We start from the raw sequence: 26,321 nt of genomic DNA, 5'->3' as shown, positions 1-26,321 counted from the left end.
CTTTCGCCCCGGCTCATTGCCAGCAGCTGCTGGCCGTGCCGGTGCCGGTGGCGCCGCGGGTGCCGGCCTGGTCGAGGGTGAGCGTCAGACATTCGCTGTCCCTGGCCTGGCTGCCGGTGGCCGTGGCGGTCAGGGTGTAGGTCGAGGCGCTGACGTTGGAGATGGCCAGGCCGTAGTACTGCAGGCCGGCGACGTAGCTGGTCATGTTCAGCGCCGCGGCGCTGCTGGCGTAGCTGTTGTTCTGCGCGAAGTAGCGCTCCTGCCGCGCCGCGGCCTCGCTGAGCAGCGCCTGGCCTTCGGCGCGGTGGCTGCGCAGCACGTACTTCTGGTAGCTGGGCAGCGCGATGGCCGCGAGTATCGCCAGGATGACCACGACGATCATCATTTCTATCAGGGTGAAGCCGCGGCTTCGCTGTGCAGGTTTCATCGCTGGCCCTTTCAGTTGGAGTCGCTCGGCAGCACCTGCCAGCTGCGCCGGCCGCTGACCGTGCCGGTGTTGGTGGCCACGCCGTCGAGGGTATTTTCGGAGTTGCCCCAGGTGTAGCCGCCGGACAGGGTGATGTCGCCGCCGTCGGTGACGAAGCCGGATATCGACTCGTAGGTGCCGTCGCTGTTCAGGTCGAAGACGTTGTAGTCGGTCTTGCCGCCGCTCTCCGGGTCCACCGCGTAGACGGTGCCGGACAACCCCGCGGCGCAGGTGCCGGTCTGCGGCGTGGAGCTGGCGAAGATCAGGCTGGAGCCGTACAGCGTCATGTCGTAGATCAGCCGCTCGCCAGTGCGCGGGAAGTCGAAGTACCAGCCCCAGGTGGCGACGTTGGCGTCGGCGGTGTTGCCGCTGCTGTCGTACCAGGCGACGTCGCTCTCGCTCAGGGTATAGGTGGTGGTGCCGTCGGTGGTGCCGGCGGTCAGCGTCTGCTGTTGCAGGTCGCTGCGCGTCCTGGCCGCGGTCAGCGAGGCGCTGGTGGCTTCGCCGGCGGTCTTGCGGTCCCAGATGCCGTAGACGCTCTGGGTGGCGGTGGAGGTCTTGTCCGAGGTGGTCAGGTAGCGGCCAGTGCCGAAGGCGACGATGTAGCCGGTGCCGCTGGGGTGTTCGACCAGGCTCGGCGCCGCGGTGATCGGCTGGCGCACGTTGCTGGCGTTGCGCGCCACGTACAGCGGGTTGCCGCCGAAGGCCACGGCGAACTTGGCGTCGGCGGCGCTGGCGGTGAGCGGGCTGCTGGCGCTGGTGTCGATCAGGTCGAAGCGCCAGAGGTCGCCCAGCAGGTCGCCGGCGTAGGCGTAGTCGGCGATGCCGTCGCTGTTCACGTCGGCCACGTAGAGCCGCGACAGGCCGTTGGCCAGGCTGTCGATTGCGCCAGTGTCGGTGGTGGTCAGGCTGGGGGTGGCGGTGATCTTCTTCAGCAGGGCGCCGCTCTGGATGTCGATGATCAGCAGCGAGGCGCTGTTGCTGCCGCTCTCGTAGCCGTTGGGCACCAGGGCCACCCACTTGCCGTCGTGCAGGCGGGCGATGCTGGGCTTGGCGGCGGTGTAGCCGAGGCTGGCGTCGTTGTCGCTGGTGAACTCCCAGAGCAGGCTCGGCGAGGCCGGGTCGGTGATGTCCAGGGCGAACACCTCGCGGCCGCCGGCGCCGAGGCTGCCGAGCAGCACCTTGTGCCAGGCCGAGCCGTAGTAGACGTCGGCCACCACCGGGGTGCCGTCGACGAAGTAGCGGTGCTCGGTGCCTTCGTCCTGGCCGTAGTCGCTGGCGGTGAGGATGTTCAGGTTGGCGATCACCGCGCTGGGGATGAAGGCGAACAGCTCGGCCCCGGTGCTGGCGTTGAAGGCGTGCAGCATGCCGTCGTTGGCGCCGACGTAGACCGCCGCCGGCTTGGCGGCCTGCTCGCTGGCGTAGGCGGCGTAGCTGGTGCTGCCTTCCAGGGCGTCGGCCCGCGCGGTGATGTAGTCGGCGCCGCTGACCAGCACCGGCGAGGAATTGACGATGTCGCCGAGCAGCGAGGAACGGCTGCGGAAGCTGGTGTTGCTGCCGCGCAGGAAGTCCACGCGGGTCGAGCCCTTGCTGTCGACCACGCCGGCGGCGGTGCGGTTGAGCGCGGTCTGCTGGGCGCTGCTGAGGTTGGCCCAGGTGAACGAGGTCAGGCTGCCGTTCTTGGCGAAGTAGATGTTGCGGCTGCTGGGCAACTGCGCCGAGGCCTTCCACAGGGTGGTGGTGGTCGTGCTGGTGGCGCCGCTGCTGGAGGTGGTCTTGATCTTCTGTTTCTTGATCAGGTCGCCGGTCCAGTCGCTGGAGCTGAAGTTGGTGCTGTAGACGTAGTCGCCGTCGTCCAGCGACTGCGAGTCCACCGCCACCGCGGTGACCGAGGCGTTGAGCTGGAGGATGTCGTCGAAGGCCGACTTCAGCTGGCTGGCCAGCTTGCTCGGGTTGCTCACCAGGAAGTAGTTGTCCGGGGTGCCGTCGCCGTCGGTATCCCAGGTGCTGAGGTCGCTCTTGCCGTACTTGGCGGCGTACCACAGGGGGTCCTGCAGGGTGGTGACGGCGGTGGAGCTGCTGGCGGTGAAGTAGCGGGTGTGCGAGGAGCCGGCGCTCAGCGCCTTGTTCCCGCCCGAGCGCCCGGGCAGCCGCGAACAGCTGTTGGTGTTGCTCACGCAGCCGCCGGCATCGGTGCCCTCGGGCGTGTCGAACTTGAAGCGCGTTGGTGTAGAACTCGCCGTGCCGCTGGTCCCCCCCACGCCACCGGCAACCTCCAGGTAGATGCCATCCTTGGTGGTACCGGCAATGGTGTAGCCCATGTGCGACTCGGAACCGGATACCGAATACTCGTTTTCGCTGGTGACCGACACGCGCCCGTCGGCGCCCAGTTGGACGGTGTAAAGGATGATGGAGTCCATGTCGAAGTCGGCGTTCTGCCCGGCGTCGTCGTACACCACGCGGAACTTGTAGTAGGGCCGCCCGCCATTGATCGACGAGTCCAGGTTGGCGCTGGAGGTATTGGCCATGCTGTCGATATAGAAGCCGGTGATCTGCATCACAATGCCGCTGGAATCGGCCACCATCCCGTAGGGCTTGAAGGTCACGGTACTGGAGTTCACCGGCACCTGGATGTTCGGCAACGTCGAAGACAACGCCACGGAGAACGACTGCACCGGGTGCGAACCGGTGGCGGAGAGGCCGTTCTGGCTGCCGAAATAAGTGACTGCGGCGGTGCTATAGCTACCCTGCCGGGTAGGCTCCTCGGGCAGCCCGCGAATGGTCGAGAAGCTGCTGGCGGTCTTCGCCGTCGGTGCGGAATCGCTGGTGCTGCCGGACTGGCCGATGTTCACCGAAACGCTCTTGCCGATCTCCGCGTTCCAGAGCGTCGCGCCTATTTTGCTGAAGTCGAAGGTAAAGCCGTTGATCTTTTCCGAGGGGATCGGACTGCTACCCAGGGTGCCGCCGGGCACGTCGGAGTCGTAGCTGGGGTTCACGTCGCTGACCAGCGTCATATAGGGCTTGGTGCAGTACGGATAGGTGTTGTACGGGTTGCTCCAACTACTCAGGCTGGTCAGCCCCAGGCTGGTGTCCTTGCTGCCGGACGCATAGGACGAGAACGGCGTCAGGCCCGCGTAGTAGCGCAACGCCTCATAGGCCATTTCCCCCAGGGGGTTGCCCCAGTCGAGGCAGTCGCCGTTGGAGAACGTCGCCTTATAGGCGCTGCTGCAGACGTCGGTGTAGATCAGGCGGTCAAGGTTGGCGACGATGCCACTGCCGTCGACGTAGGTACGTTTGCTGTTGTTGTTGGACGCGCTACTGGTAAGGAACCGTCCGGAACTGTCGTACTCGCTGGTGAAACTGCTGGTGGGCGCCCGGCGCAGGGCGCCGCCCTGCAGGTTGTTGGTGTAGGTGCCAGTGAGCAGGCCGAAGTACATCTTGTTCGAGGCGGCATAGTCATGCAGCAGGCCTGTGGGCTTGTTGCTGCTGCCATAAGCGGTGCAATTGCTTTCCAGCAGCCCGCTGACGCAAACCTTCACCCGTACCGTCAGGTCGTACTGTGGCGTGATGCTGGTGTCGGTGCGGCTGGTGTCGGCACTGGTGATGGCGTTGGTGCCCTGGGCCACCTCCCGCGACACCCAGCCCCAGATGCGGTAGTTGTTACTGCCCTGCTGGGTGCTGTTGATGATGCGCAGCTTGGGCACTGCGCCGTCGGTGTAGCTGGTGATGGTGTTGCCGCTGCTCGGCCGGGAGGTGTTAGCGAAGAGGATGTACTTGCCGTTGCTGGGTGCGGTGAGGGGCGAGTAGTCGGCGATGTTATAGCCGTCGCGGGCAACGCTCAGGTACTCCTTGCCCCAGGTGTGGGCATCGTTGGGGATGAACTGGCGCTCCAGTACGGTGCTGCTGGTGGTGTCCTCGTAGCGATAGCCGCCGTAGAGCACCTTGCGCAGCACGTCGATGCGCGACATGGTCAGGTAGTTGAGGAAGTCGCCGCTCCACTTCCCGCTGCACTTCTTGGTGCTGGTTGTGGATGCAGGAACGAACACACCGTTGCTGTCGTCGTAGGAATAGCACTTGTACGAGTCGAAATAGCCGGTGTAGTCGATGCTCGGCTTGTAGTAGATGTCCAGCTGGCCGTCGCCGTCGATGTCCGAGGCGTCGTTGTAGGCCGGGAAGTAGAGTTTCTGGTCGCGGCCGACCACCAGCATGTTCATCGGCGGCGCGATGTTGCTGACGAACAGCGGCGTCTGCGCCAGCACCGAGGCCCGGGCGCCGGCGCACAGCAGGCAGGACAACAGGAACAGCGCCAGCGCGCGCAGCGGTTTCATGGCAGGGAGCCTCCTTGCGGGCCTCATGGGATCACCAGCGCGGTGCTGGAGCGCAGGCACAGGGTGTTGGCGGCGCAGCCGGTGCTGACGCTGGCGCTGTCCTTGTAGGCCTGGGCGTTGACTTCGTAGTAATAGGTGCAGCCGGCCTGGCCCTTGGACAGATAGGCGTTGGCGCTGCCGCCGGAGCCGCCCTTGCAGCTGTTGCCGATGTAGCGCAGGTACCAGCGCGCGTTGCGCGGCAGGCTGGTGGCGCCATCCAGCCCGGCGTAGATCTTGGCGCTGGAGAAGTCCGCGGCATAGCTGCTGGCCAGGCCGGTGTAGCAGGGGCTGGCGGACGACGAACAGGCCTCCAGCGCGCGGCTGCTCTGGCTCACCCTGCCCTCGCCTTCGCGCAGCGCCGACTCGGCGGCGCTGGTCAGCCGTTGCAGCTCCAGGCGGTTGCCAGTCATCCGCCCTTCCAGCTGCATCTCGCGCATTCCGCCGACCGCCAGCAGGGTCAGCACCAGCAGCATTACCAGGGCGACGAACAGCACGGCGCCGCGCTGCCGCCCCTGCACAGGAATAGTCATGGCATCAGGTTCCTCAACATACTGCTGCCGCTGACGATGCGCCGCAGGGTGCCGTCGCCGTCGGTGCAGGCGCTGCCGCCGCTCAGGGTCGTCCAGTTGGCGCAGGTGGTGGTGCTCATGCCGCCGGTCAGGTTGCTCCCGCTGCTGGCCAGCAGCAGCGTGTAGCGCAGGCTGCGCACGGTCTGCGCGCTGCCCGGGCTGGCGACGTACTTGGCGACCTGGCGGGCGTTCTCGTCGGTGCCGGTGTCCACGCCGTAGTCGAAGTGCACCGCCGCCACGTTGTCGGCCAGCACGCTGCCGTTGCAGCTGAGCTGGCCGCTGGCCAGGCCGATCTTCTCCACCACGTCGTTGCTCGGGCTGAAGGTCGCGTAGGGCGTGGTCAGCCCCGGCACGCTCGCCAGGGAGGCGCCGGTGCAGTCGGTGTCGGCGTCGTCGCGCGGCTGGTAGCGCAGGCACAGGGTGTTGGCGTCCACCCGCACCAGCGCCTGGCCGGCGGCGAAGCTGCAGCCGTTCTTGCTCTGCGCCGGAAAGGCGGTGCTCATGCGCGCCGACGGCTGGCGCCGGTAGCCGGCCCGGGACAGGCGCGCGTCCAGCACCTGCTGCAGGTAGCGGGCGTTGTCGAGGTTCTCGGACTGGCCGGCGAAGTAGCGGGTGCGGGTGCTGCCGTCGAGGTACATCTGGGTGACGCCCAGTATCAGGAACAGGCCGAGGGTCATGGCCACCATCAGCTCGACCAGCGAGAGGCCGGCCTGGCGGCGGGAATGGTCGGGCATTCAGGGCTCCTCGCGCAGCACGTAGTGGCAGATGGTCGGGTCGCTGCCGGGGCTGGCCTCCAGGCACTCGCCGGACTTCACCCGCCAGGCCAGCTGGATCTCGATGGCCGAGCCGGTGCCGCTGCAGGTGCTGGCGCCGTTGCTGCGACAGATGTGGAAGTCGCTGCTCATCAGGCTGGCGGCATCGGGCAGCGCCTGCTGCACCCGCTGCGCCCAGCAGCCCAGGCGCTGCGAGGCGCTCAGCGAAGCGAGCGAGGCACAACTGCTCGGTGCTGCGGGGAAGGCTCTGCCGGTGGCCTTGTAGTAGTCGGAGCTGGCCGGCGGGGTCAGCGGCGTGCCGGCGTCCTGGGCGGAATAGAGGTCGGTGCGGATGGTCTCCATCAGCTCGTCGGCCAGCGCCGCCGCCGTGCCGCGCACCGCCATGTCCTGGGAATAGGCGATCGCCCTGCCCTGCATGGCGAGCATGCCCAGCACGCCGACGCAGATCACCAGCAGCGCCACCAGCACTTCGATCAGGCTGAAGCCGGCCAGGCCACGGCGCGTCATTGGCTACTCCCCGAGCCAAAGCTCATGTAACCCGAAGCGGCGACCTTGATGCTGTAGCTGCTGCCGCTCTTGCTGCCGCTGAGGCTCAGGCTGGCCACCGCGGCGCTGCCGTCGGCATGGAAGGTCAGTGCGCTGACGCTGCTGCTGATACCGATGCTGGTCGGCAGGCTGAGGCGCTGCGACACCAGGCTGGAATCGAGCGAGGCGCAACTGCCGGCGCGCAGCAGCAGCCACTCGTAGGCGCTGCCGTTCTGGCACAGGCTGGTGGCGGTGCGCGTGCTCACGGCATCGGCGCGGGCGGCCTGGAGCAGACGATAGAGCGCCGACGCGGAGGACTTCACCCGGCTGGACTCGATCAGCGAACCGAAGGCCGGCACGGCGATGCTGGCGAAGATCGCCACTAGGGCGACGACCACCATCAACTCGATCAGAGTGAAGGCACGCTGACCACCGGCCCCCTCCCTGGGCGCAGGTCTGCGCGGGTGAATGACAAAGCTCATGGCCCGAACCGCTCGAACGACAGTTGCGTGAAACCCCGGCCGAGGGCCGGGATGCGATGGGCCTATTGTCGAGCCGGCGTTAGCGGCGGCATGTGTCCTTAATTTTTCATCGGCGATACATTCGCTACCGCTCGCAGGTGGGTGGCGACCGCTCGTCTGGTGTCGTTTTTCGGGGCGGCTCTTCGTAGGAGCGAGCTTGCTCGCGAAGGGGGTTTGCCGGGCTGACGACCGCATGGGTTTCGCCAAGTCTCAACCCATCCTACGAAAAGCGCCTCGGCGCAGCCGGCAGACAGTCGCTCCTGCGACGGAGCCGCCCGGGAGCGTAGGGCGAATAACCGTTCGCGGTTATCCGCCGATACACCGAGGCCACGACCAACGCCCGGGCCAACCCTGGAGCCGCTGGGAGTCAAGGCCAAACGGCGGATAACGCCTTAGGCGTTATCCGCCCTACGGGTGGGGAAACACCGCCGTAGGATGGGTTGAGCGAAGCGATACCCATCACCACGACCGAATGGGTTTCGCCAAGGCTCAACCCATCCTACGAAAAGCGCCTCGGCGCAGCCGGCAAGACAGTCGCTCCTGCGACGGAGCCTCCCGGGAGCGTAGGGCGAATAACCGTTCGCGGTTATCCGCCGATACACCGAGGCCACGACCAACGCCCGGGCCAACCCTGGAGCCGCTGGGAGTCAAGGCCAAACGGCGGATAACGCCTTAGGCGTTATGCGCCCTACGGGTGGGGAAACAGCGTCGTAGGATGGGTTGAGCGAAGCGATACCCATCACCACGACCGAATGGGTTTCGCCAAGGCTCAACCCATCCTACGAAAAGCGCCTCGGCGCAGCCGGCAAGACAGTCGCTCCTGCGACGGAGCCTCCCGGGAGCGTAGGGCGAATAACCGTTCGCGGTTATCCGCCGATACACCGAGGCCACGACCAACGCCCGGGCCAACCCTGGAGCCGCTGGGAGTCAAGGCCAAACGGCGGATAACGCCTTAGGCGTTATCCGCCCTACGGGTGGCGGAACACCGTCGTAGGATGGGTTGAGCGAAGCGATACCCATCATCACCACCGCCGCGCTGGCGATCGCGGCCGTCACTCATTGTTGTTATTCGATGCCCTCGCGGGCGGACGGCCCACAGTACGAATTGCCTGTCAGAGCTTCAATTCGATAATCGCCATTGCGGGCGGTTATCGACCAAAACCCTGGCGCTCAGTGGAACAGCCGCGTGCTCAGCTCCCGGCTGGCCTCCAGCAGCACCGGCAGGAAGCGCGTCTCCAGCTCCTGGCGCGACACCCGGCCGACGTGGGTGCCGACGTTCAGCGCCGCCAGCACCTGGCCGGCGGAATCCTTCAGCGGCACCGCCACCGAGCGCAGGCCCATCTCCAGCTCCTGGTCGATGATCACCCAACCCTGCCGGCGGATCTCGGCGATGCTCGCGCGCAGGCCCTCCGGGGTACACACCGTGCGGCTGGTCTTCACCTGCAGGTCGGCGTGGGCCAGGTAGTCCTCCAGGGCCTGGTCGTCGAGCCCGGCCAGGAGGATGCGGCCCATGGACGTGCAGTAGGCCGGCAGCCGGCTGCCTACGCTGAGGTCTACCGAGATCAGCCGTTGCGGCGTGGCCGAGCGGGCGATGTAGAGAATCTCGTCGCCCTCCAGGGTGGCCATGGAGCAGGCCTCGCGCAGCTGCTCGCTGACGCGGTCCAGCAGCGGCTGCGCGGTGACCGCCAGCGGCGTCGAGGACAGGTAGGCATGGCCGAGGGTCAGCACCTTGGGCAGCAGCGAATAGGTGCGCCCGTCGGTGGTCACGTAGCCCAGCTTCATCAGCGTGTGCAGGCAACGGCGCACGGCGGCGCGGGGAATCTCGGTGCGGTGGCTGACCTGGGCGATGGTCAGGTGGCGCTTGCGCTCCTGGAACGCATGGATCACCGCCAGGCCGCGGGCCAGCGAGGTCATGAAGTTGGGGTCGCCGGTGAAGGCCTCGATGCGCTTGGCCGGCGAAGCGACGATGGGCGGGGCCAGGGTGGCCTGGCTGGCGGAATGTTCGTCGGTCATGGCGAGGTCCTGTTGGCGGCGGATTCGGCCGATTATCGAAGCGTCGGGCGATAATCGCAAATACCGGTGATCGATAATCGCCCAAAGTCCCCTCTTCCAAAGGTACGAATGCTTGGCGATCCCGGCTCGTCATCGGAGAAAACTCGACCGTGCCTGCTTGCCAAAATCATGGCCTATTGCCTTTAATCAACGGCAGCCCTGTACGCAAGAAATTGCCAGAGCATTCTACCTATGTAGAAATTCCAGACTTCCAGCTCATCAAGGAGAGTGACATGGAATTCTTCGAGAAACTTAGCGCATTGGCAGCAAAGGTAAGGCAACAGGCCTCTTCCATCCAAACGGAAGAAGCAACAAAAACAGCCTTTGTGATGCCCTTTATCCATTCTGTTCTAGGTTATGACGTATTCGACCCCACGGAGGTTATCCCCGAATATGTCTGTGACATAGGAACAAAGAAAGGCGAAAAAATTGACTATGCGATTCTCAAGGATGGTGAAATCCAGATTCTGATTGAGTCCAAAAAGATTGGGGAGCCGCTAAACATCAATCACGCCGGACAGTTATTCCGATATTTCCATGTCACCAATGCCAGAATCTCAATTCTAACCAACGGCCAAGTCTATAAATTCTTTACCGACTTGGAAGCGCCTAACAAAATGGACGAAAAACCGTTCCTTGAATTAGACCTTCTGGATATCGATGAATACAGTATCCCTGAGCTTCAAAAGCTGACAAAGTCTGCCTTCGATGTTGACTCCATCATTAGCGCGGCAGGCGAACTGAAATACCTGAATCAGATAAAAAAAGAAATCGCATCTCAATTCAATCGACCTGATGACGACTTCGTACGCTTCTTCGCCAGCCGTGTCTATGACGGGATAATAACGCAGAAGGTCAGGGAGCAGTTCAGCGAGCTGACCAGAAAAGCCACTGCACAGTTCCTCAATGATCAAGTGAACGATCGTCTGAAGTCAGCGATGAGTGGCGCGATACAACCTTCCTCCATCGATACTTCCATCCAAAATCAAAATCCCTCATCGGACATATCCAAAGAGGCTGACGAAAATCGCGTAACGACAACTCTCGAGGAGCTGGAAGGATTCCATATTGTAAAAGCAATCGTTCGAACCAGTGTCGATGCCAAGCGAATAATCCATCGAGATACCCAGAGCTACTTTGGCGTTCTACTTGATGATAACAACAGAAAACCAATCTGCAGATTGCACTTCAATAGAAGCCAGAAATACATAGGCATCTTCGATAAAGAAAAGAATGAGACCAGGCATCCCATCTCATCCCTTGATGAGATATATGGTTTCGCAGATGCCCTGAAAGAGACCGTGACCTACTACGACTGAACGAAACCTTCAGGGCAGGTCACGGTCAGGCGGCGGATAACCGCGAACGGTTATTCGCCCTACGCCATGATCGACCTGTGCGTAGGGCGTACAACCGTTCGCGGTTGTACGCCGATACACCAGGCACACCCGCCCCGCCGAAGCCGGGCCCGATTCCCCTACAACGGCTCCAGCTTCAACTGCCGCAAGCGGCTCAGGGTCCGCCCGAAATCGATGGCGGTGCCACCTTCGGCCAGGCGCTCCAGCGACACGCTGGCGAACAGCTGCAGGCGCAGCTGGCGGTCGTAGGCGATGTCGATGAAGTTGAGGAAGCGCATGCTCACGTCCGGCGGGTAGTCGCCCAGCGGGCCCAGGCCGCTGACCGCCATGCGCGGGAAGTGCTCGATCAGCCACAGGTAGTCGGCCGCCGAGCGTGGGCGTTCGAACAGTTCGCTGAAGTCGAGCCAGGCGCGGCCCTCCTCCAGGGCGTGGATGCGCAGCGGGTGGTGGTTGACGTCCAGCACCTGGTCGAACTGCGCCTGCTCGTCCAGGCCCAGGCGCTGGCCGATCAGATCCAGGTCGTCGGCGCGCGCCGGCCACAGGTAGCTGCCCCAGTTCTCCAGGGGCGTGGCGCGCAGGCGGTAGTCCTCGCCGCCATCCAGCGGCACCACGTCGAAGCGCTTCTCGATCAGCTCGACGGCCGGGCGGAAGCGCTCGCGGTACAGCGGGTTGGGGCACAGGCCGTCAGGCTCGTAGTTGGAGGTGCAGACCATGCCCACGCCCTCCTCCACCAGTACCTTGAGCATGCGCCCGAGCAGCATGGCGTCGCCGATGTCGTGCACGTGGAACTCGTCGAAGCACAGCAGCCGCGTCTGCGCGGCTATGTCGCGGGCCGCCCGCGCCAGCGGGTCGGCCTGGCCGGCGAAGGCCATCATGCGTTGCTGCAGCTCCTGCAGGAAGGCGTGGAAGTGCACGCGGCGCTTGGCCTGCAGCGGCGCCGCGGCATAGAAGCAGTCCATCACGAAGCTCTTGCCGCGGCCCACGCTGCCCCACAGGTACACGCCCGCGGGCGGCTTGCGCAGCCAGGAGCGGCGGCCGCCGAGGAAGCCGTCCAGCCAGTCGGCCAGGTGCTCGATGGCGGACTGCTGCGAGCCGTCGGCGCTGTAGCCGCGCTCGTCCAGGGCCACGCGGAAGTGCCGCAGCACCCGCGCGGCCACCGATTCGTCGTCGAGGGAATGGTTGGAACTCAAGACACACCTTTCGACATCACCGACAGTGATGTCCCTTGCAAAACGGCGGATAAACCGCGGACGGACCTGGCCTGTGCCTGCTGCGGGGTGCATGGTGGCAGGCAAAAACCCTGGCTTGTGTGCGGCATCACCTTGCCAACCGGTGCCGGTATTGGCATAACGATGGCCCCGGGCCTCAAGAAACAAGGAAGTTGCGATGCGCATAATCGGACGGATCATACTCGCTATCGTCCTATTGCTCCTGCTCGTGGGTGGCGTGCTGCTGTGGTACGTCGCCCATCCCAACGTGCCGCAGTACACCGCGCCGGACAAGCTCAACCTCCTCCCGCAATGGGACCAGCAGGCCCGCGAACACTACTACTACACGCCCCAGGGCACCCAGGTGAAGGGCCTGCTCTACGACTGGTTCATCCACCTGCGCCAGCCCTTCTCCAGCGAGAAATTCGCCGCCCCGGCCAACCTCGCCCGCTACGGCTTCCTCATCGACCCCGAGCAGCTCAAGCCGGCCAAGGAGCGCAAGCTCGACCCGAACAACCCCGGCAACCTGCCGGTGGGCTTCGCCCGCCACCGCAACGGCGAGAGCGGCCCGGAATATCTCGACATCACCTGCTCCGCCTGCCACACCGGCGAGCTGCGCTACAACGGCCAGGCCGTGCGCATCGACGGCGGCGCGGCCATGCACTCCATCGCCTCCACCGTGCCCACCGTGCGCGGCGGCGCCTTCGGCCAGGCGCTGGGCATGAGCATGCTGTTCACCTACATCAACCCCTGGAAGTTCGACCGCTTCGCCGAGGACGTGCTGGGCAAGAACCCCGACAAGGAAGCCAAGGCCGAACTGCGCGCCGGCTTCAAGGACGTGCTCGGCACCCTGCTGGGCACCGCCTGGAACGACACCCGCCGGCGCCTCTACCCCACCGAGGAGGGCCCCGGCCGCGCCGACGCCTTCGGGCGCATCGCCAACGGCGTGTTCGGCGACCACATCAGCGCCGACAACTACCGCGTGGCCAACGCCCCGGTGAACTACCCGCAGCTGTGGGACATCTGGAAGTTCGACTGGGTGCAGTGGAACGGCTCGGCCATGCAGCCCATGGCCCGCAACATCGGCGAAGCCCTGGGCGTGGGCGCCACCCTTGGCCTGCTCGACGCCGACGGCCAGCCGGTGCTGGGCGACGCGCGCTACGCCTCCAGCGTGCGGGTGCAGGACCTGCATGCCCTGGAAGAAGGCCTCAAGACCCTCAAACCGCCGGCCTGGCCGGAGCAGGTGTTCGGCGCCATCGACCTCAAGCGCGCCTCCCAGGGCCGCGCGCTGTTCCGCGAGAACTGCCAGCGCTGCCACGGCCCCCACGTGGTGGAACCGGACCAGCGCCTGGCCCCCGCGCGCGACCCGGAATGGAAGATGAGCATGATCCCCACCACGGTGATCGGCACCGACCCGACCACCGCGGACAACATCGCCAACCACACCTACGACCTGACTCCGCTGAAATGGCAGCTCGACGAGCTGAACAAGCTCAACGTGGTGCTGATGCCGCCGCCCAGCGAGCCGCTGGACCTGTCCAAACTCTCCGCCGCCAAGGGCCTGGCCTACATCACCGCCTACGTCGAGCAGCGCGCCTACAAGGACGCCAACATCGGCCCCGAGGAGCAGAAGCGCATGAACGGCTACGGCCTGGAGATCGGCGTGCGCGAACTGGCCGCCTACAAGGCCCGCCCGCTGGACGGCGTCTGGGCCACGCCGCCGTTCCTGCACAACGGCTCGGTGCCCAACCTGTTCCAGTTGCTCTCGCCGGTGGCCGAGCGCGACACCCAGTTCTACGTCGGCACCTTCGACTTCGACCCGAAATTCGTCGGCTACCGCACCGAACGCTTCCCCGGCGGCTTCCTGTACAAGACCGGCGTCACCGGCAACAGCAACCGCGGCCACGAATTCCGCGACGGCTGCCGCAAGGACGGCGCCATCGGCCGCGCCCTGAGCCCGGACGAACGCTGGGCGCTGGTGGAATACCTGAAGGTGCTGGGCAACCCGGCCTACGAAAGCCGCCTGACCGACGAACCCACCCCACCCTGGACCCCCGGCCCGAAATGCGAGTGATGCCCGAGCGGAGCTGACCGGCTGACGGCGTAGCCCCGCCCCACTCCGAACAGTCCCCTCTCCCTTCAGGGCGGGGCGCGTAGCCGAGGGTTAGGGAGAGGGCAAAAACTCCCGACACACTCGACTCCCACAGAAGAAAACCAAGAAAGCCCCCCGCAAAGGACCGCCCCCATGCGCGCACTGCTCACCCGGATCTGGAACCTCCTCGGCAAATGGGTGGCGCTGCCCATCCTCTGCCTGGCCCTACTCGGCCTCGTCGGCCTGGGCATCGGCTGGGTGTACTACAGCATCAAGTTCAGCGGCCCGGTCTCGACCCAGGAACAGATTCCCGCGGACGAAGCCCAGCAGACCCAGGCCATCATCGAAGACGCCATCCGCATCGTCGAACAGCACCGCGACAACACCCGCGTGCTACGCGACGCCCACGCCAAGGCCCACGGCTGCGTGAAGGCCGAAGTCACCGTCAACCCCAACCTGCCCGCCGACCTGCGCCAGGGCGTGTTCGCCCAGCCGGGCAAGGTGTGGAACGCCTGGGTGCGCTTCTCCAACGGCAACGCCTACCCGCAGCAGGACAGCGCCAACGACGCCCGCGGCATGGCCATCAAGCTGCTCGACGTGCCCGGTGCCAAACTGATGCCCGGCAAGGGCCACGACGGCGAGCAGGACTTCGTCATGTTCAACCACCCGGTGTTCTTCGTCCGCGACGTGGCCGAGTACCGGCAGAACTTCAACGCCCAGGCCAACGGCCAGAAGATCCTCGCCTTCTTCCCCAGCTGGAAGCCCAACACCTGGGAAATCCGCCACCTGCTGATCGCCCTGCAAACCCTAGCCCCGGCCCCGGCCAGCCCGCTGCAGGCCAGCTACTTCGGCATAGCCCCGTACAAGCTCGGCGAACAGAACAACATCAAGTTCCGCAGCGTCCCAGCCCCGGGCGCCTGCCCCAACTACCAGTTGCCCAAGCTCAACGAAAAACTGCCGAACTTCCTGCGCACCGCGCTCTACCAGCAACTCTCGATAGACCGCGTCCCAGCCTGCTTCGCGCTACAGGTGCAAAAACAGGACGCCAACAAATACATGCCCATCGAAGACACCAGCGTGGAATGGAAAGAAAAGGACTCCCCCTTCCAGACCGTCGCCCTGGTCAGCATCCCCCCGCAGGACTTCGACAGCCGCGACCAGAACCTGATGTGCGACAACCTCTCCTTCAACCCCTGGCACGCCCTGCCGGAGCATCGGCCGATTGGTGGGATCAACCGGTTGAGGAAGGCGGTTTATGAGGCGGTGAGTGTTTATCGGCATGAGAGGAATGGGGTGGGTGGGGAGTGAGTTGCCCCGGCTGTGCGACTCCTCTAAATAGCGATCTGCAGCCCTCCCCGATACGGTAAACCGGTACGACTTGAAGCTCGTGTTGCACGGAACGCTTCAATCCTGAAGGGAAAAACATGCGTAAATACCTTGGCATTCTACCGCTGGCCTTGACTCTTACACTTTCCGGCTGCAGCTGGGAGCAAGTTGGACACAATGTTTCAGCGTTCGACAAAGTCGCGACCATGCGTTTCTTCGAACTGTATAAAACCGACATCCGCTATAGTGATTTCGATGAAGATACGGGCGTACGCTCGGCTAGCCGTGCTCCTCGCATGCTGCCAATGCGAATTGCGGATAATGACAAATGGATGGATTTCACCGATGACCTCGGTCCCAAATACATAACCTTTGGAAAACGTATCGAACGCGCTACCTTCCCCGACGGCCTGGAGCCCATCACTGAATTCCTGGCTTGGAGTGAACTGCCAGCAGCACAGCGTCTAAAGACCCTCGAAGCCCTCAATAACCGTGAAGAGTTCACTTCGATCGAGGCTCGTGTAGTGCAAGAGCGAGGAACGGACGAACCGCTACTGGTTTTCACCATGAGTTCGCTGCCCTTCACCAAGCAACCGGCATATGCGCTGGATAGTGACAATGCGTACCAAATGTTGCGAATGGCGACAATCTGGCATAAAACACCAAAATAACTTAGCCAAAAGCCAATAAAGCGCACGGCAATTCTCACTTGGCAAATATAGAACCAAGAAATTTGGTTTTGAGAAGCTTTCATTCGAATTCATGACTCTTTCAGTAATCGCCTAACGCTCTCTGACTCCTTGCTACACCCATTGAATAGACCATAACTTCTCTTGACCGCACCTCATCTCGTCCCTACCCTCTACCCGCCCCGTAAAAACGACGGGGCCGGGTTTAGCAGCCCGAATGACCAAAGGACGGAAACGCCTCGGCGAATCACCGCGATGGAACTCGCGCTGAAATTGCCGCAATGGCGGGCCGTATGGGGAGACCTTCGGGTCTGCCGGTCCTTTGGTCCCGGTCTGCTAACCCCGTACGGCTCCGCCTCCAACTCCGGTTAGCAGCGGCCTGGCGGCGGACTTTCAGACCAAAGAAAGGACCATTCCCATGGACGAATCCACCCTCCCCACCCCGCTCTACTTCTTCTTCCACAAGCACCGCACTCTCCGCGCCCTGTTGCTCGACGACCAGGTCTGGTTCGTGCTGGACGATCTGCGCCGGTTGATCGGCCATCCCAGCTGTGAACGGCTGGCCAGACGCCTGGAGGATGATCAGTTGTGCACGCAGTGGCTGCGCCTGGACGATGGCGGCAGCCTGGAGCGGCTGCTGGTCAGCGAGTCCGGTGCTTATGCGTTGTTGTTCCATTTCGCCCATGCCGATCTGGGTGGGTTGCGGCGGTGGATCAGGACGCAGGTGGTGCCGGAGGTGCGTTGTCAGAGCGGCGATGGCGGGCCGCGGCAGTTGTGCCTGAGTTGGGGGCGGCAGGGTGTACGGGTGCTGGATTGGCAGGGGCAGTTGTGGGTGAACATGGCGGAGTTGCCGCGGGTGGTGCGGGGGTCTGCCGAGGTGCGGGCGGGTTGGCGGGAGTGGGCTCGACGGTTGAGGTAGGGCTTATACAGAGCGCGATGCCCATTACGGGCTAGTGCTCACACCAGCCTGAATGCTACCGACGCCATATATACTGATCGAACGGAAAACTCCCACAAACAGCTAGTCCGGTCCTAAGAATCCGTCCGACATTCAACGCTCGATCACTTGTCTAGCTTGGCCCGCTTCACCCCGGCCAAGCAGGGCAACAAGCATGAGCGCGGATGATTTCCGAGCAGCCGCCTATCCTTTCGACCGCAGTTGGGCCCCAGAGCCCGACTGGAAGCCTTCCAGCGACTGGCACACCGACCGCAGCTGGGCACCGGACAAGGGCTGGAGCCGCTTCACCGAACCACCCAGGCGCCGCCAGGACAACGGCGGCGCCTCCTTCGTGGCCTGGGAGCCCAAGCCCGAACGCGTACCCGAGGTTGATCAGCCATCACCCGGCCTGTTCAAGCGCCCGGCCAAGCTGGAGCCCGGCTTCCATATCATGCAGCGCAGCATGAGTTTCGAGCAGTTGCTGGCGCACCTCTTCCCCGAAAAGACCCATTCCTACCTCATCAGCCGCCTCAAGGCGCTCAACCCCACTCATGCCCAGGGTTTCAAGGCAGGGGAAATCTTCGTGATCGGCGACCTGCTCAACCCCACCGCCTGCCTGCGCGAAGAAGCCGAGCTGATGGCCGCCGCCGCTCAAGTACGCACGGCCCTGGAACCGCTGAGCGAGGAGGAAGCGGATTTCATGGTCAGGCACCAGGCCGAGATCGCCAACATCCTCGGCGGCGCCGGCACCTCGCTGGGGCTGACCAAGGACGTGCTGGACAAGGGCCTGCGGCAGATCGGCGAAACCCTGCGCGACATCGAATACCTGCACCAGACCGAATTCGCCACCCACGGCCACCTGCGCAGCCATAACTTCTTCGTCAGCCGCCGCCAGCTGCTCACCCACCTGGACTCCCAGCTCAAGGCCACCTTCATGAACAAGCAACTCAACCTCGGCCACCACCCCCTGCTGCACCGTGACCTGGGCATTTCCACCCGCAGCCTGGTCCACCACTGGAGCCGCTCCGGCGCGCCGGGACAGATTCCTGGCTATGCCACACATATCGAGGAAGTGGCCAAGGCGGCGCGGTATCTGAAGTACGGCGGCTATATCGGCATTGGCTTTGGGGCTACTGCGTCTGCGTTGAAGGTGCAGGAGGTGTGTCGGGCTGGAGAGTCCGAGGCTTGCGAAAGAGCGCGATTTACTGAAACAGGGAGTTTCGTAGGAGGACTTGGAGGAGGCGCAATTGCCGTTCCTCTGGTTGGCCGTTTTGCTGCCATACCGATCTGCGCAGCGATTGGACTCGGCTCTGCGGGAATTGGCGGTGCTGTTTGCGTAGTTCTTGTAGTTGGAGGTGCCTCATTTGCAGCAGGCTCGACCGGTGAGAAATTTGGTGAAACGGCTGGAGAGAAAATCTATGAAGGAGTCCACAAGAAGTGAGCTTTGAAAGCTGGTTTGACGATTGGCCATTCTTATTACAGATAACATTTTTCTTAACGCCCTTCGCTATAGGGGCAGCAGGAAAATTAATCACTCTCTTCATGGTCAGACACGATCTTGAAACGTTGCTCTCAGTATTTCCAAAAAGCATCTACGTGAAAAGACAGACTATAATCTGGAAAGGCTCTGGCTTTCTCTCTCGCTACATGCAGCTAAATACAATATGCGGGGCAATACTCATGTCCCGGTACTACCTGAGCCGCGGAGAGCTTGAGCACGAAGAACTACTAAACGTCCCCCAAAATATTAAGTTCAGAGCACTTCTATCGTCTTGGCTACTTGGCATAAGTCTGACATGGATAATCACGGGATCACTATTATTTAGCTAACCATCCCTCCATCCATCCTGAAGCACTGAAATCCTTTCAGGCCGAAGGATGAGCTTTGCAGAAATCACAAATCAAATTTACATATTACAAACAACAATATGAACGAATTCTGGAATTCATGGTGGGCATTTTCATTCATGCTCAGCCCATTCCTAGTTAGCCTGTCCGGTATGGCTCTTGGCATCTACATTGCTTGCAGCCGCGACTTCAAGGGCATACTGGTAGCGCTTTCAAATAGCGAGCTACCCAAACGAACAAGTCTCATCTTGGGTAGCCAAGACCTTATCTCTCGCTGCCATCTGGTCAGCTCCATCGGCGGTGCCCTTCTGCTTCCCGACAGGAGTATTCGCCGAGGCCTTCTTGATAGGGAGGACATGCGCAACTTCCCGCCCGCACTCAGGCGCCGCCTACTGATTTCAACCTGGATGGTTATCGTGGGAATGGCTTGGCTGGGCCTGATGCTCGCCCTACTGAAGCTAAGTGGTGTGAACTAACAGCCCCCATACAGTTCGGGTCTCATCGGTACGTAAAGCTTCACCACTTAGAAATTTCTGATGGCGGAAACTACAAGTTACGCTGGGAGGCAAAGGCGGCGAATGGTCGTGGGAGATTGCAGGGAAAAATATATGAAAGGAGCCAGCCATGAATTTCGGCATGTGGTTTGAATCCTGGCCCTTGGATGTGCAAATTGCTTGTCTTCTTTTACCCTTCGTGATCTTGCTGTCCGGTGCAGCGGTCCTGGCCTATACAACGCACCGCCACTATGAGCGGATTCTCGCTGCGTTTCCCAATAGTCCTGGCGTCAATAATTACAACCGAATATGGGCGGGCTCCAGTTTCCGCTCGCGCTGCATGCAGGTCGCCAGCACAGCGGGTTTCATGTTCCTACTGACAAGAATCAATATTCGTCGTGGCCATCTGAGCCCCGAAGACCTACGTAATTTTCCACCTGATATCAGGCGGCTCATGCTCATTTGAGGCAGCCTTCTGCTCGCGGGTTCAGCATGGTTGTTTCTACTTGTCGGCCTGCTCAAGCTCAGTGGTGTGAAGTAGCGGGAGCCACTCCTCATGCAGTTCGGACCTCATCGGTATATAGAGCTTCATTTCTTAGCAATTGCTGATGGCGGAAGCTGAAAATTACGTAGGCGGCGAATGAGCCGGGGAGATTGCAGGGAAAAATAGCGGCGGTGGATCAGTACGCAGGTGGTGCCGGAGGTGCGTTGTCAGGGCGGCGATGGCGGGCCGCGGCAGTTGTGTCTGAGTTGGGGCGGCAGGGTGTGCGATTCGCGCGCAGGGCGCGCTCCTACAAGGGGCGCGGTGTGACGTGCTGGGTTGTAGGGGCTTGCTTGTGGATGGTGTTTGCCGGTGATTGCGGTGTTTGGGGTTGCTCCGCGCCCTCACCCCGGCCCTCTCCCAGAGGGAGAGGGAGTCGTTCGGCGTGGCGGGGAGGGTCGGTGTCGATCTGTGGGGCCACACGGCTGTTTCCGGCTGCGCTGTGGTGCTTTTCGTAGGATGGGTTGAGCTTGCGAAACCCATCGGGCCATGGTGATGGGTATCGCTTCGCTCAACCCATCCTACGGGTGTTTGCCGGTGAATTGCGGTGTTTGGGGTTATGCCGCTTCCTCTCCCTGAAGGGAGAGGGAGCCGTTTGGTGTGGCGGGAAGGGCGGCATCGGCCTGCAACGCTAGAGCCGCCTTTAAGTGATTTCAGCGCCAGTCGAGGATCGGCCAGCCGGCGGTTTCGGCGTGGTAGCGCAGGGCTGGGTCGGGGTTTACCGCGCGGGGGTTTTGGACCAGGGAGAGCAGGGGCAGGTCGTTGCGGGAGTCGGAGTAGAAGTGGGCGCCGGCCAGGCTTTCGCCCTGCTCCTGCAGCCAGGCTTGCAGGCGGGTGACCTTGCCTTCGCGGTAGGTCAGGGTGCCCTGGGTGCGGCCGCTGTAGGTGCCCTGGGGCTGTTCCAGGTCGATGGCCAGGACTTCGGTCACGCCCAGGCGGGCGGCGATGCTGGCGACCAGGAAGTGCGCCGAGGCGGAGATGACCAGCAGGCGGTCGCCGGCTTCGCGGTGCTGGTTCAGGCAGCCCATGGCGTCGAAGCGGATGCAGGGGCCTATGACTTCCGTGACGAAGGGTTCGACCGCTGCGGCGACGGCCTCGGGGGTGCGCCCCGCCAGGGGTGCCAGGGTGAAGGCCATGTAGTCTTCCATCGCCAGCCGGCCTTCGGCGTACAGGGCCATGAGTGCCCGTTCGTGGCGGACGAAGGCGTCGCCTTCCACCCAGCCCAGGTCGGCCATGTGCCGGCTCCACAGGCTGGCGCAGTCGCCGTCGATGAGGGTGTCGTCCAGGTCGAAGAGTGCGAGGGCCATGGGCGTTCTCCTTGTTTAGTCGGGAATGCTGGCCGGGCCGGGGCGGCCCGGTGGTGGCTCAGCGGGCTTGCAGGGCGGTGGCGGGTGCGGCGCCTGCCCTCCCCTGCGGGAGGCTGTGCCAGAACGGCACCAGCAGCAGGCAGGCGGTCAGCGCGGCGCAGGTGAAGAGGATGAACACCGAGAAGGTGTCGAAATAGCCGGGCAGCAGGCCGCCGAGGATCGCCCCCACCGAACCGCAGCCGTTGACGAAGCCGGTGGCGGTGCCGGCGGCCTGGCGGGTGCCGAAGTCGATGGCGGCGGCGCCGCTGATCATCGAGTCGGGACCGTAGAGGGTGACGCCCATCAGGAACAGCAGCCCCACCACCAGGTACAGGTTGCCGCTGAGCAGCACCGGGGTGAACAGCGCCAGGCACGCCGCCAGCGCCAGCAGGCTGAGCACGCAGGCGGGCATGCGCCGGGCGCCGAACAGCCGGTCCGAGGCCAGGCCGATGAGGATGGGTCCGAGCAGGCCGGCGACCTCGAAGGCGGTGGGGACGACGGCGGCGGCGACCTTGCCGATTTCCGGCATGCGCTCGTAGATGATCACCGGGCCCCAGAACAGGATGGCGTAGCGCGCCGGCTTGAGCAGAAAGTAGGCCAGCCCCAGGACCAGCACGGTGCGGTTGCGCAGCACCTGGCGCAACGCGTCCCACAGGCCGGTAGTGGCTTGCGTCTGCGTTTCCTGTTCGTCGTCCGCTGGCGGCAGGCCGACGTCTTCCGGGCGGTTGCGTTGCAGCAGCAGGAACAGGCAGCCCACGGCCAGCACCACGCCGGCGGAGGCGGTGAAGGCCACCTGCCAGTCGTCGCTGAGCTGGTAGGCGCACCAGCCGACGAAGGGCGTGGCCACCAGGCCGCCGAAGGCGTAGCAGGTGCTCCAGTAGCCCATGGCGCGGCCGCGCTCGGCGGTGGAGAAGAAGCCGCCCATGTTCTTGCACAGCCCCGACCAGCCGGTGGACTGCGCCAGGCCCTGGACGACCATGCAGGTGGCGAAGATCGGCACGGTGGCGAAGGTGCCCATGGCCAGCGCCGCCAGGGCCGAGACGAACAGCCCGCCACCCACCACCACGCGCGGGCCGAAGCGGTCGGCGAAGCTGCCCCAGACGAACTGGCCCACGGCGTAGGCGGCGAGGTAGAGGGCGTCCAGGTCGGCCATGGCCGCCTTGTCGAGGACGAAGCCGGGGTCTTCGCCGATGCCGAGCTTGGCCACGGAGAAGGCCTTGCGGGTGAAGTAGAAGGCGGCGTAGGCCAGCCAGGTGATGGCGAAGATCTGGATACGCCAGCGCTGCCGGGCCGTCCAGCCGCCGCTTCGAATCTGCATGGTGGTGGTCCCCCATTGGTTGTTCTTGTCGTGGGTGCGACCGGTGCACGGCAAGGCCTGGTCCGGCGCGTGGGGGCGATCTTAGGGGTGGCGCGCCGCGCAGAACTTGACCGCCGGCTCACGCGGCGAACCCCTGGGGTCAAGTCCCACAACGCTCGGCGCAATTGCGGAAATCAGCTACGGCAAGGGCGAGGCAGAACTGTCGGAAATCCGCCCGTCTCCGGCAAGAGTGTGGCGTGGGCAGGTGACGGGCGGGGCTTTGGCGGCGGGCCGGGATTCAGAGGGTGTTTGCCTGGCGTTGGCGCTCAGGTGCCCAGGTAGCGCTCCGGCCAGCGCAGCTCCCAGGCCTCCAGTTCGGTGCCGCTGGGTGGGCGGCAGCCGGCGCGCAACGGCGCCACGGCCGCCGGCGGGCTGGGCAGGTCGCAGTGGATGGCGGGGTTGGCGCTGGCGTAGCGACGCGCGGCCTCGGCGCAGGCTGAGGCTTCGTCTTCACTGGCGCATACGATGAAGAACGTCCCCAGGAAGACCTTCCATGCGGGCGGATCACCATCGGTCTGTTCGATCCGGATGTCCATGGGCCCAAGCATAGCCACACATTTATTACGGGAAGGCGCAGGTCGTCGCCTGGGTGGGGGGCCGCTGGTCGGGGTGGTAATGCCAGGTTCGATGCCGAGTGGACGGTGGCCGAGGTCAGGCTCGACACCGAGTGGGCCGGTAACCAAGGTCAAACGGCGGATAACGCCAGAGGCGTTATGCGCCCTACGCCAGGTCTGGGCTCAATACTGCTCCGGCACCAACATTTCCGCCGGCGTAGGAATGCGCACGTAGTCGGCGTGGCGCTGGCGCGCCGGCAGTTCGATGGGTTTCTGCGCCACTTCTTCGTAGGGCACCTGGCCGAGCAGGTGGTGGATGCAGTTCAGCCGCGCGCGCCTCTTGTCGTCCGCCTGCACCACCCACCAGGGCGCCTCGGCGATGTGGGTGCGTTCGAGCATGGTTTCCTTGGCCTTGGTGTAGGCCTCCCAGCGGCGCCGCGATTCCAGGTCCATGGGGCTTAGCTTCCATTGCTTGAGCGGGTCGTGGATGCGGCTGAGGAAGCGCAGGTGCTGTTCCTCGTCGGTGATCGAGAACCAGTACTTGACCAGTTGGATGCCCGAGCGCGCCAGCATGCGCTCGAACTCCGGCACGCTGCGGAAGAATTCCTCGTACTGCTCGTCGTTGCAGAAGCCCATCACCCGCTCCACCCCGGCGCGGTTGTACCAGCTGCGGTCGAACAGCACGATCTCCCCCGCCGCCGGCAGGTGCGAGACGTAGCGCTGGAAATACCACTGGGTGCGCTCGCGGTCGTTCGGCGCCGGCAGCGCGGCGACACGGCATACGCGCGGGTTGAGGCGCTGGGTGATGCGCTTGATCACCCCGCCCTTGCCTGCGGCGTCGCGGCCTTCGAAGAGCACCACCAGCTTGTGCCCGGTCTTGACCACCCAGTTCTGCAACTTCACCAGTTCGCCCTGCAGGCGGAACAGTTCGCCGAAGTAGCGCTGGCGGGCCAGGCGCTGTTCGAAGTTTTCCAGGGTGTCGGCGCGCAGGCCGTCGAGGTCGTAGAGCTCCTGCCAGTCGAGCTCGAGTTCCTCGTCGCGGTCGTCGAGCGCCTCCTGGCGGATGCGCTGGGGCAGGGTCTTGTCGTTGAGCAGCATGGGGTCAGCACTCGCAAGGTCGGTATGGGCCGTCACTGGCTCCGTCACTCAGGCGTGACATTTTCATGACAGAAAAATGTAGTTACGAGTGATGACAAAATCATGACAAAAGGGCCTTTCGACCTTACGAAAAGCTGCGGACCAGAGCGGTTGGGGATGGCAGGAGGCCATGGGGAGGGATCGTGGACGGAGTCCGCTCCTACGGGGGGGAACACTGCAATTTCCCAGCTGCGGGCCCTGCCCGCGATTCGCGCGCAGGGCGCGCTCCTACATTGGAATGGTGTGGGTGGGGCAGCGGATCTCATCCGCGATCCGCGCCGATACCTCCGGCTATCGCGGACAAGGTCCGCTCCTACGCCCTCCGGCAAACACCAGACCCGTAGGATGGCGTTGAGCGAAGCGATACCCATCACCACGACCGCATGGGTTTCGCCAAGGCTCAACCCATCCGTTGAGGCGCGCCTTCGCGCAGCCGGCAAGACAGTTGCTCCTACGGGTGCACGTTGTAAGCAGATCTCATCCGCGAATCGCGCCGGTGGTTCAGGTTATCGCGGACAAGGTCCGCTCCTACAGTCATTCCGGGGTGCGGGCTCAGGCGTCGATCACCGGGCGCTGTTTGTTCTGGTACTTGAAGGTACCGCTGGCGGTGGCCACGGTTTCGCCCGCGGCGTTGCGGACTTCGGCCTCGCAGAAGGCGATGGAGCGGGTGCGGTGGCGGACCTGGCCGAAGGCTTCGAGCACTTCGCCGACGTCGCCGCCGGGGCGCAGGAAGCTGGTCTTCATTTCGACGGTCACGCAGCCGCGGCCTTCCTCGTCGACATGGCTGCAGGCCAGGGCCATGGCCACGTCGAGCAGGCTCATGAGCACGCCGCCGTGGGCGTTGCGCCAGCCATTGAGGTGTTCGCGCTCCACGCGCAGCACCAGGTGGCCATCGTGCTCGCCGGCGCCGGCCGGCTGGTAGCGGAACTTCAGGTGGTCGAGAAAGGGAATCTCGATGCCGCGGTATTCGGCGTAGGACTGCAGGTGCGAAGGGTCGACGCTCATGGGCCATCCGGGGGAAGTTGACGGGCAGGATCATTTCAACGCATCGGCCAGCCCCGGCGTATCACTCCTTGGGATGAATCTTCAACGGCGCCCCTTGCGGCTACGCTCGCCGTCGCGCTGCAGTTCCACCGCCTGGACGAACAGCTCGTCCACCATCAGCGTCTGGATGGGTTCCTCGCACAGTAGCGACAGGCTCATGGATTCGATGGCCTGGTTGTATTCCAGGCGCGCGATGCCGCACAGCAGGATGCGCTGGTTGAAGCCGACGCGGCCGCGGTCGATCAGTTGCTCGCGGACGGTCTCGCCGTCCTGGTAGCTGACTTTCAGCGTCACCTGGGCGTCGCCGGCGGTGGCCAGGTGCAGCCACACCGCGACGTTGAAGTCGGCGCGCCAGCCGCGCCCGACCTTCTTCGCTACGGCCTGCTGGATCAGGTGCCGGGGAACGTGGCTGATGAGTCTGCTGTGGGATTGCATGGAAGACATGTGCACAAACGTGGGTTCACTGCGGAAGACCGCAGTCTAGGCAAGGGAGTTCAGCGATGCAGCCAGCATCGGGTAGCGTCCCGTATCGGTTCCGATACAAGGCTTGAGGCCGGCGCGAGGGCCGGCCGGGGCGGGGTCAGCCGAGGAGGTCGAGGCTGGGCTGGGTTCGTTCGACGCCATACATCTGCTTCAGGGCCACCGGAGTGGCAGTGGGTGCGACCGGCTGGCTGCCGGAGTCGGCCTGCTGCGTGATCTTTTCCCTGATGCGCTGGGCTATTTCGTTCTCGATGCGCTCGCGGTCCTCGGCGGGCATGGCGTCGAGCTGTTCCTGGGTGATGTCCATGTCCTGCATGACGCTGTGCCGCAGCTTTTCGCCGGGGCTGAGCTTCATGTAGGCGAGGAATTCGTCCAGGGGGCCGCCGCCACTCTGCGCGGCGCCGCCGGAGGATGCTACCGCGCCGGAGGGCGCCTCGCTCATACCGCTCGTCGTCGCGTTCGCGCTGCTGGCGTTGGCCAGGTAGCTGGCGAACTCGCTGGCGCCGGCGACCACGCCGCGCACCAGCTTGGTCGCCAGGCCGATGCCGCTCAGGCCGTCGATGATGTTCATGGGCAGGTCTCCCGTGCCGAAGGGGGGAGCCTGTATCGGGCAAGAAACACGCCAGGATGCCGGCCG

General features: G+C 63.9%; 23 protein-coding genes. 8 read left to right on the top strand and 15 right to left on the bottom strand.

The window, feature by feature from the left end:
• Nucleotides 1-13 precede the first annotated feature (13 nt).
• From IG194_RS25765 to IG194_RS25735, 7 genes are all read right to left on the bottom strand, one after another.
• A complete protein-coding gene (locus IG194_RS25765) occupies nt 14-427 on the bottom strand; it encodes a type IV pilin protein (RefSeq protein WP_043266788.1) in 414 nt (137 codons plus the stop codon).
• 11 nt (nt 428-438) lie between these two features.
• On the bottom strand, nt 439-4,794 hold the full coding sequence (locus IG194_RS25760) for a pilus assembly protein (RefSeq protein ID WP_058489140.1): 4,356 nt from the start codon (nt 4,792-4,794) through the stop codon (nt 439-441).
• 23 nt (nt 4,795-4,817) lie between these two features.
• The gene (locus IG194_RS25755; RefSeq protein WP_058489139.1) at nt 4,818-5,363 is read right to left on the bottom strand and encodes a PilX N-terminal domain-containing pilus assembly protein; all 546 of its coding nucleotides are present in this window, start codon (nt 5,361-5,363) and stop codon (nt 4,818-4,820) included.
• The gene (locus IG194_RS25750) at nt 5,360-6,136 is read right to left on the bottom strand and encodes a PilW family protein (RefSeq protein ID WP_058489138.1); all 777 of its coding nucleotides are present in this window, start codon (nt 6,134-6,136) and stop codon (nt 5,360-5,362) included. Before IG194_RS25750 ends, IG194_RS25755 begins: the two co-directional genes overlap by 4 nt.
• Nucleotides 6,137-6,682, bottom strand: a complete 546-nt coding sequence (pilV, locus tag IG194_RS25745) for a type IV pilus modification protein PilV (protein WP_043316300.1) — start codon at nt 6,680-6,682, stop codon at nt 6,137-6,139. It abuts the gene before it with no gap.
• Nucleotides 6,679-7,182, bottom strand: coding sequence for a GspH/FimT family pseudopilin (locus IG194_RS25740; RefSeq protein ID WP_082996327.1), 504 nt, complete (start codon nt 7,180-7,182; stop codon nt 6,679-6,681). The genes pilV and IG194_RS25740 overlap by 4 nt, the downstream gene beginning before the upstream one ends.
• A gap of 1,209 nt (nt 7,183-8,391) precedes the next feature.
• Entirely contained in the window at nt 8,392-9,234 is an 843-nt protein-coding gene (locus IG194_RS25735) for an IclR family transcriptional regulator C-terminal domain-containing protein (RefSeq protein WP_043266799.1), read from the bottom strand.
• Between the two features lie 272 nt (nt 9,235-9,506).
• On the opposite strand from IG194_RS25735, the gene IG194_RS25730 reads away from it, so the two are divergent.
• On the top strand, nt 9,507-10,592 hold the full coding sequence (locus tag IG194_RS25730) for a type I restriction endonuclease (RefSeq protein WP_058489137.1): 1,086 nt from the start codon (nt 9,507-9,509) through the stop codon (nt 10,590-10,592).
• 158 nt (nt 10,593-10,750) lie between these two features.
• Here the strand turns inward: IG194_RS25730 and zapE are convergent, their stop codons facing one another.
• Entirely contained in the window at nt 10,751-11,821 is a 1,071-nt protein-coding gene (gene zapE, locus IG194_RS25725; RefSeq protein ID WP_058489136.1) for a cell division protein ZapE, read from the bottom strand.
• 196 nt (nt 11,822-12,017) lie between these two features.
• On the opposite strand from zapE, the gene IG194_RS25720 reads away from it, so the two are divergent.
• From IG194_RS25720 to IG194_RS25690, 7 genes are all read left to right on the top strand, one after another.
• Nucleotides 12,018-13,913, top strand: a complete 1,896-nt coding sequence (locus IG194_RS25720; protein ID WP_058489135.1) for a c-type cytochrome — start codon at nt 12,018-12,020, stop codon at nt 13,911-13,913.
• 171 nt (nt 13,914-14,084) lie between these two features.
• Nucleotides 14,085-15,239: a catalase family protein gene (locus tag IG194_RS25715; protein WP_058489134.1), complete on the top strand. Its 1,155-nt coding sequence runs from the start codon at nt 14,085-14,087 to the stop codon at nt 15,237-15,239.
• Between the two features lie 116 nt (nt 15,240-15,355).
• Nucleotides 15,356-15,928 carry a hypothetical protein gene (locus IG194_RS25710; RefSeq protein ID WP_141679784.1) on the top strand — a complete coding sequence of 191 codons (573 nt, stop codon included), beginning with the start codon at nt 15,356-15,358 and terminating at the stop codon, nt 15,926-15,928.
• A gap of 436 nt (nt 15,929-16,364) precedes the next feature.
• Nucleotides 16,365-16,865 carry a Bro-N domain-containing protein gene (locus IG194_RS25705; RefSeq protein WP_058489133.1) on the top strand — a complete coding sequence of 167 codons (501 nt, stop codon included), beginning with the start codon at nt 16,365-16,367 and terminating at the stop codon, nt 16,863-16,865.
• Between the two features lie 193 nt (nt 16,866-17,058).
• On the top strand, nt 17,059-18,324 hold the full coding sequence (locus IG194_RS25700) for a hypothetical protein (protein WP_058489132.1): 1,266 nt from the start codon (nt 17,059-17,061) through the stop codon (nt 18,322-18,324).
• A 487-nt stretch (nt 18,325-18,811) separates the two neighbouring features.
• Nucleotides 18,812-19,207: a hypothetical protein gene (locus IG194_RS25695; RefSeq protein ID WP_043266808.1), complete on the top strand. Its 396-nt coding sequence runs from the start codon at nt 18,812-18,814 to the stop codon at nt 19,205-19,207.
• Nucleotides 19,208-19,355: 148 nt separating this feature from the next.
• Nucleotides 19,356-19,691, top strand: a complete 336-nt coding sequence (locus IG194_RS25690; RefSeq protein ID WP_141679783.1) for a hypothetical protein — start codon at nt 19,356-19,358, stop codon at nt 19,689-19,691.
• Nucleotides 19,692-20,419: 728 nt separating this feature from the next.
• Here the strand turns inward: IG194_RS25690 and IG194_RS25685 are convergent.
• The 7 genes from IG194_RS25685 to IG194_RS25655 all read right to left on the bottom strand — a co-directional run bounded on the left by IG194_RS25685 (nt 20,420) and on the right by IG194_RS25655 (nt 26,255).
• A complete protein-coding gene (locus IG194_RS25685; protein ID WP_058489131.1) occupies nt 20,420-21,073 on the bottom strand; it encodes an HAD family hydrolase in 654 nt (217 codons plus the stop codon).
• Nucleotides 21,074-21,131: 58 nt separating this feature from the next.
• Complete coding sequence (locus IG194_RS25680) at nt 21,132-22,430, bottom strand: MFS transporter (RefSeq protein ID WP_058489130.1); 1,299 nt, start codon at nt 22,428-22,430, stop codon at nt 21,132-21,134.
• A 305-nt stretch (nt 22,431-22,735) separates the two neighbouring features.
• Nucleotides 22,736-23,005: a hypothetical protein gene (locus tag IG194_RS25675; RefSeq protein ID WP_009619271.1), complete on the bottom strand. Its 270-nt coding sequence runs from the start codon at nt 23,003-23,005 to the stop codon at nt 22,736-22,738.
• 201 nt (nt 23,006-23,206) lie between these two features.
• Nucleotides 23,207-24,121: a polyphosphate kinase 2 gene (ppk2, locus tag IG194_RS25670; protein ID WP_058489129.1), complete on the bottom strand. Its 915-nt coding sequence runs from the start codon at nt 24,119-24,121 to the stop codon at nt 23,207-23,209.
• Between the two features lie 591 nt (nt 24,122-24,712).
• Entirely contained in the window at nt 24,713-25,165 is a 453-nt protein-coding gene (locus IG194_RS25665; RefSeq protein ID WP_058489128.1) for a PaaI family thioesterase, read from the bottom strand.
• Between the two features lie 81 nt (nt 25,166-25,246).
• A complete protein-coding gene (locus IG194_RS25660; RefSeq protein ID WP_225617133.1) occupies nt 25,247-25,648 on the bottom strand; it encodes a hypothetical protein in 402 nt (133 codons plus the stop codon).
• Between the two features lie 136 nt (nt 25,649-25,784).
• Complete coding sequence (locus tag IG194_RS25655; RefSeq protein ID WP_058489127.1) at nt 25,785-26,255, bottom strand: hypothetical protein; 471 nt, start codon at nt 26,253-26,255, stop codon at nt 25,785-25,787.
• Between the last annotated feature and the right edge of the window lie 66 nt (nt 26,256-26,321).

The organism is Pseudomonas sp. ADPe (assembly GCF_014843515.1).
Taxonomy (GTDB): Bacteria; Pseudomonadota; Gammaproteobacteria; order Pseudomonadales; family Pseudomonadaceae; genus Pseudomonas; species Pseudomonas citronellolis.
This window is presented reverse-complemented; position numbering and strand designations above follow the sequence as displayed.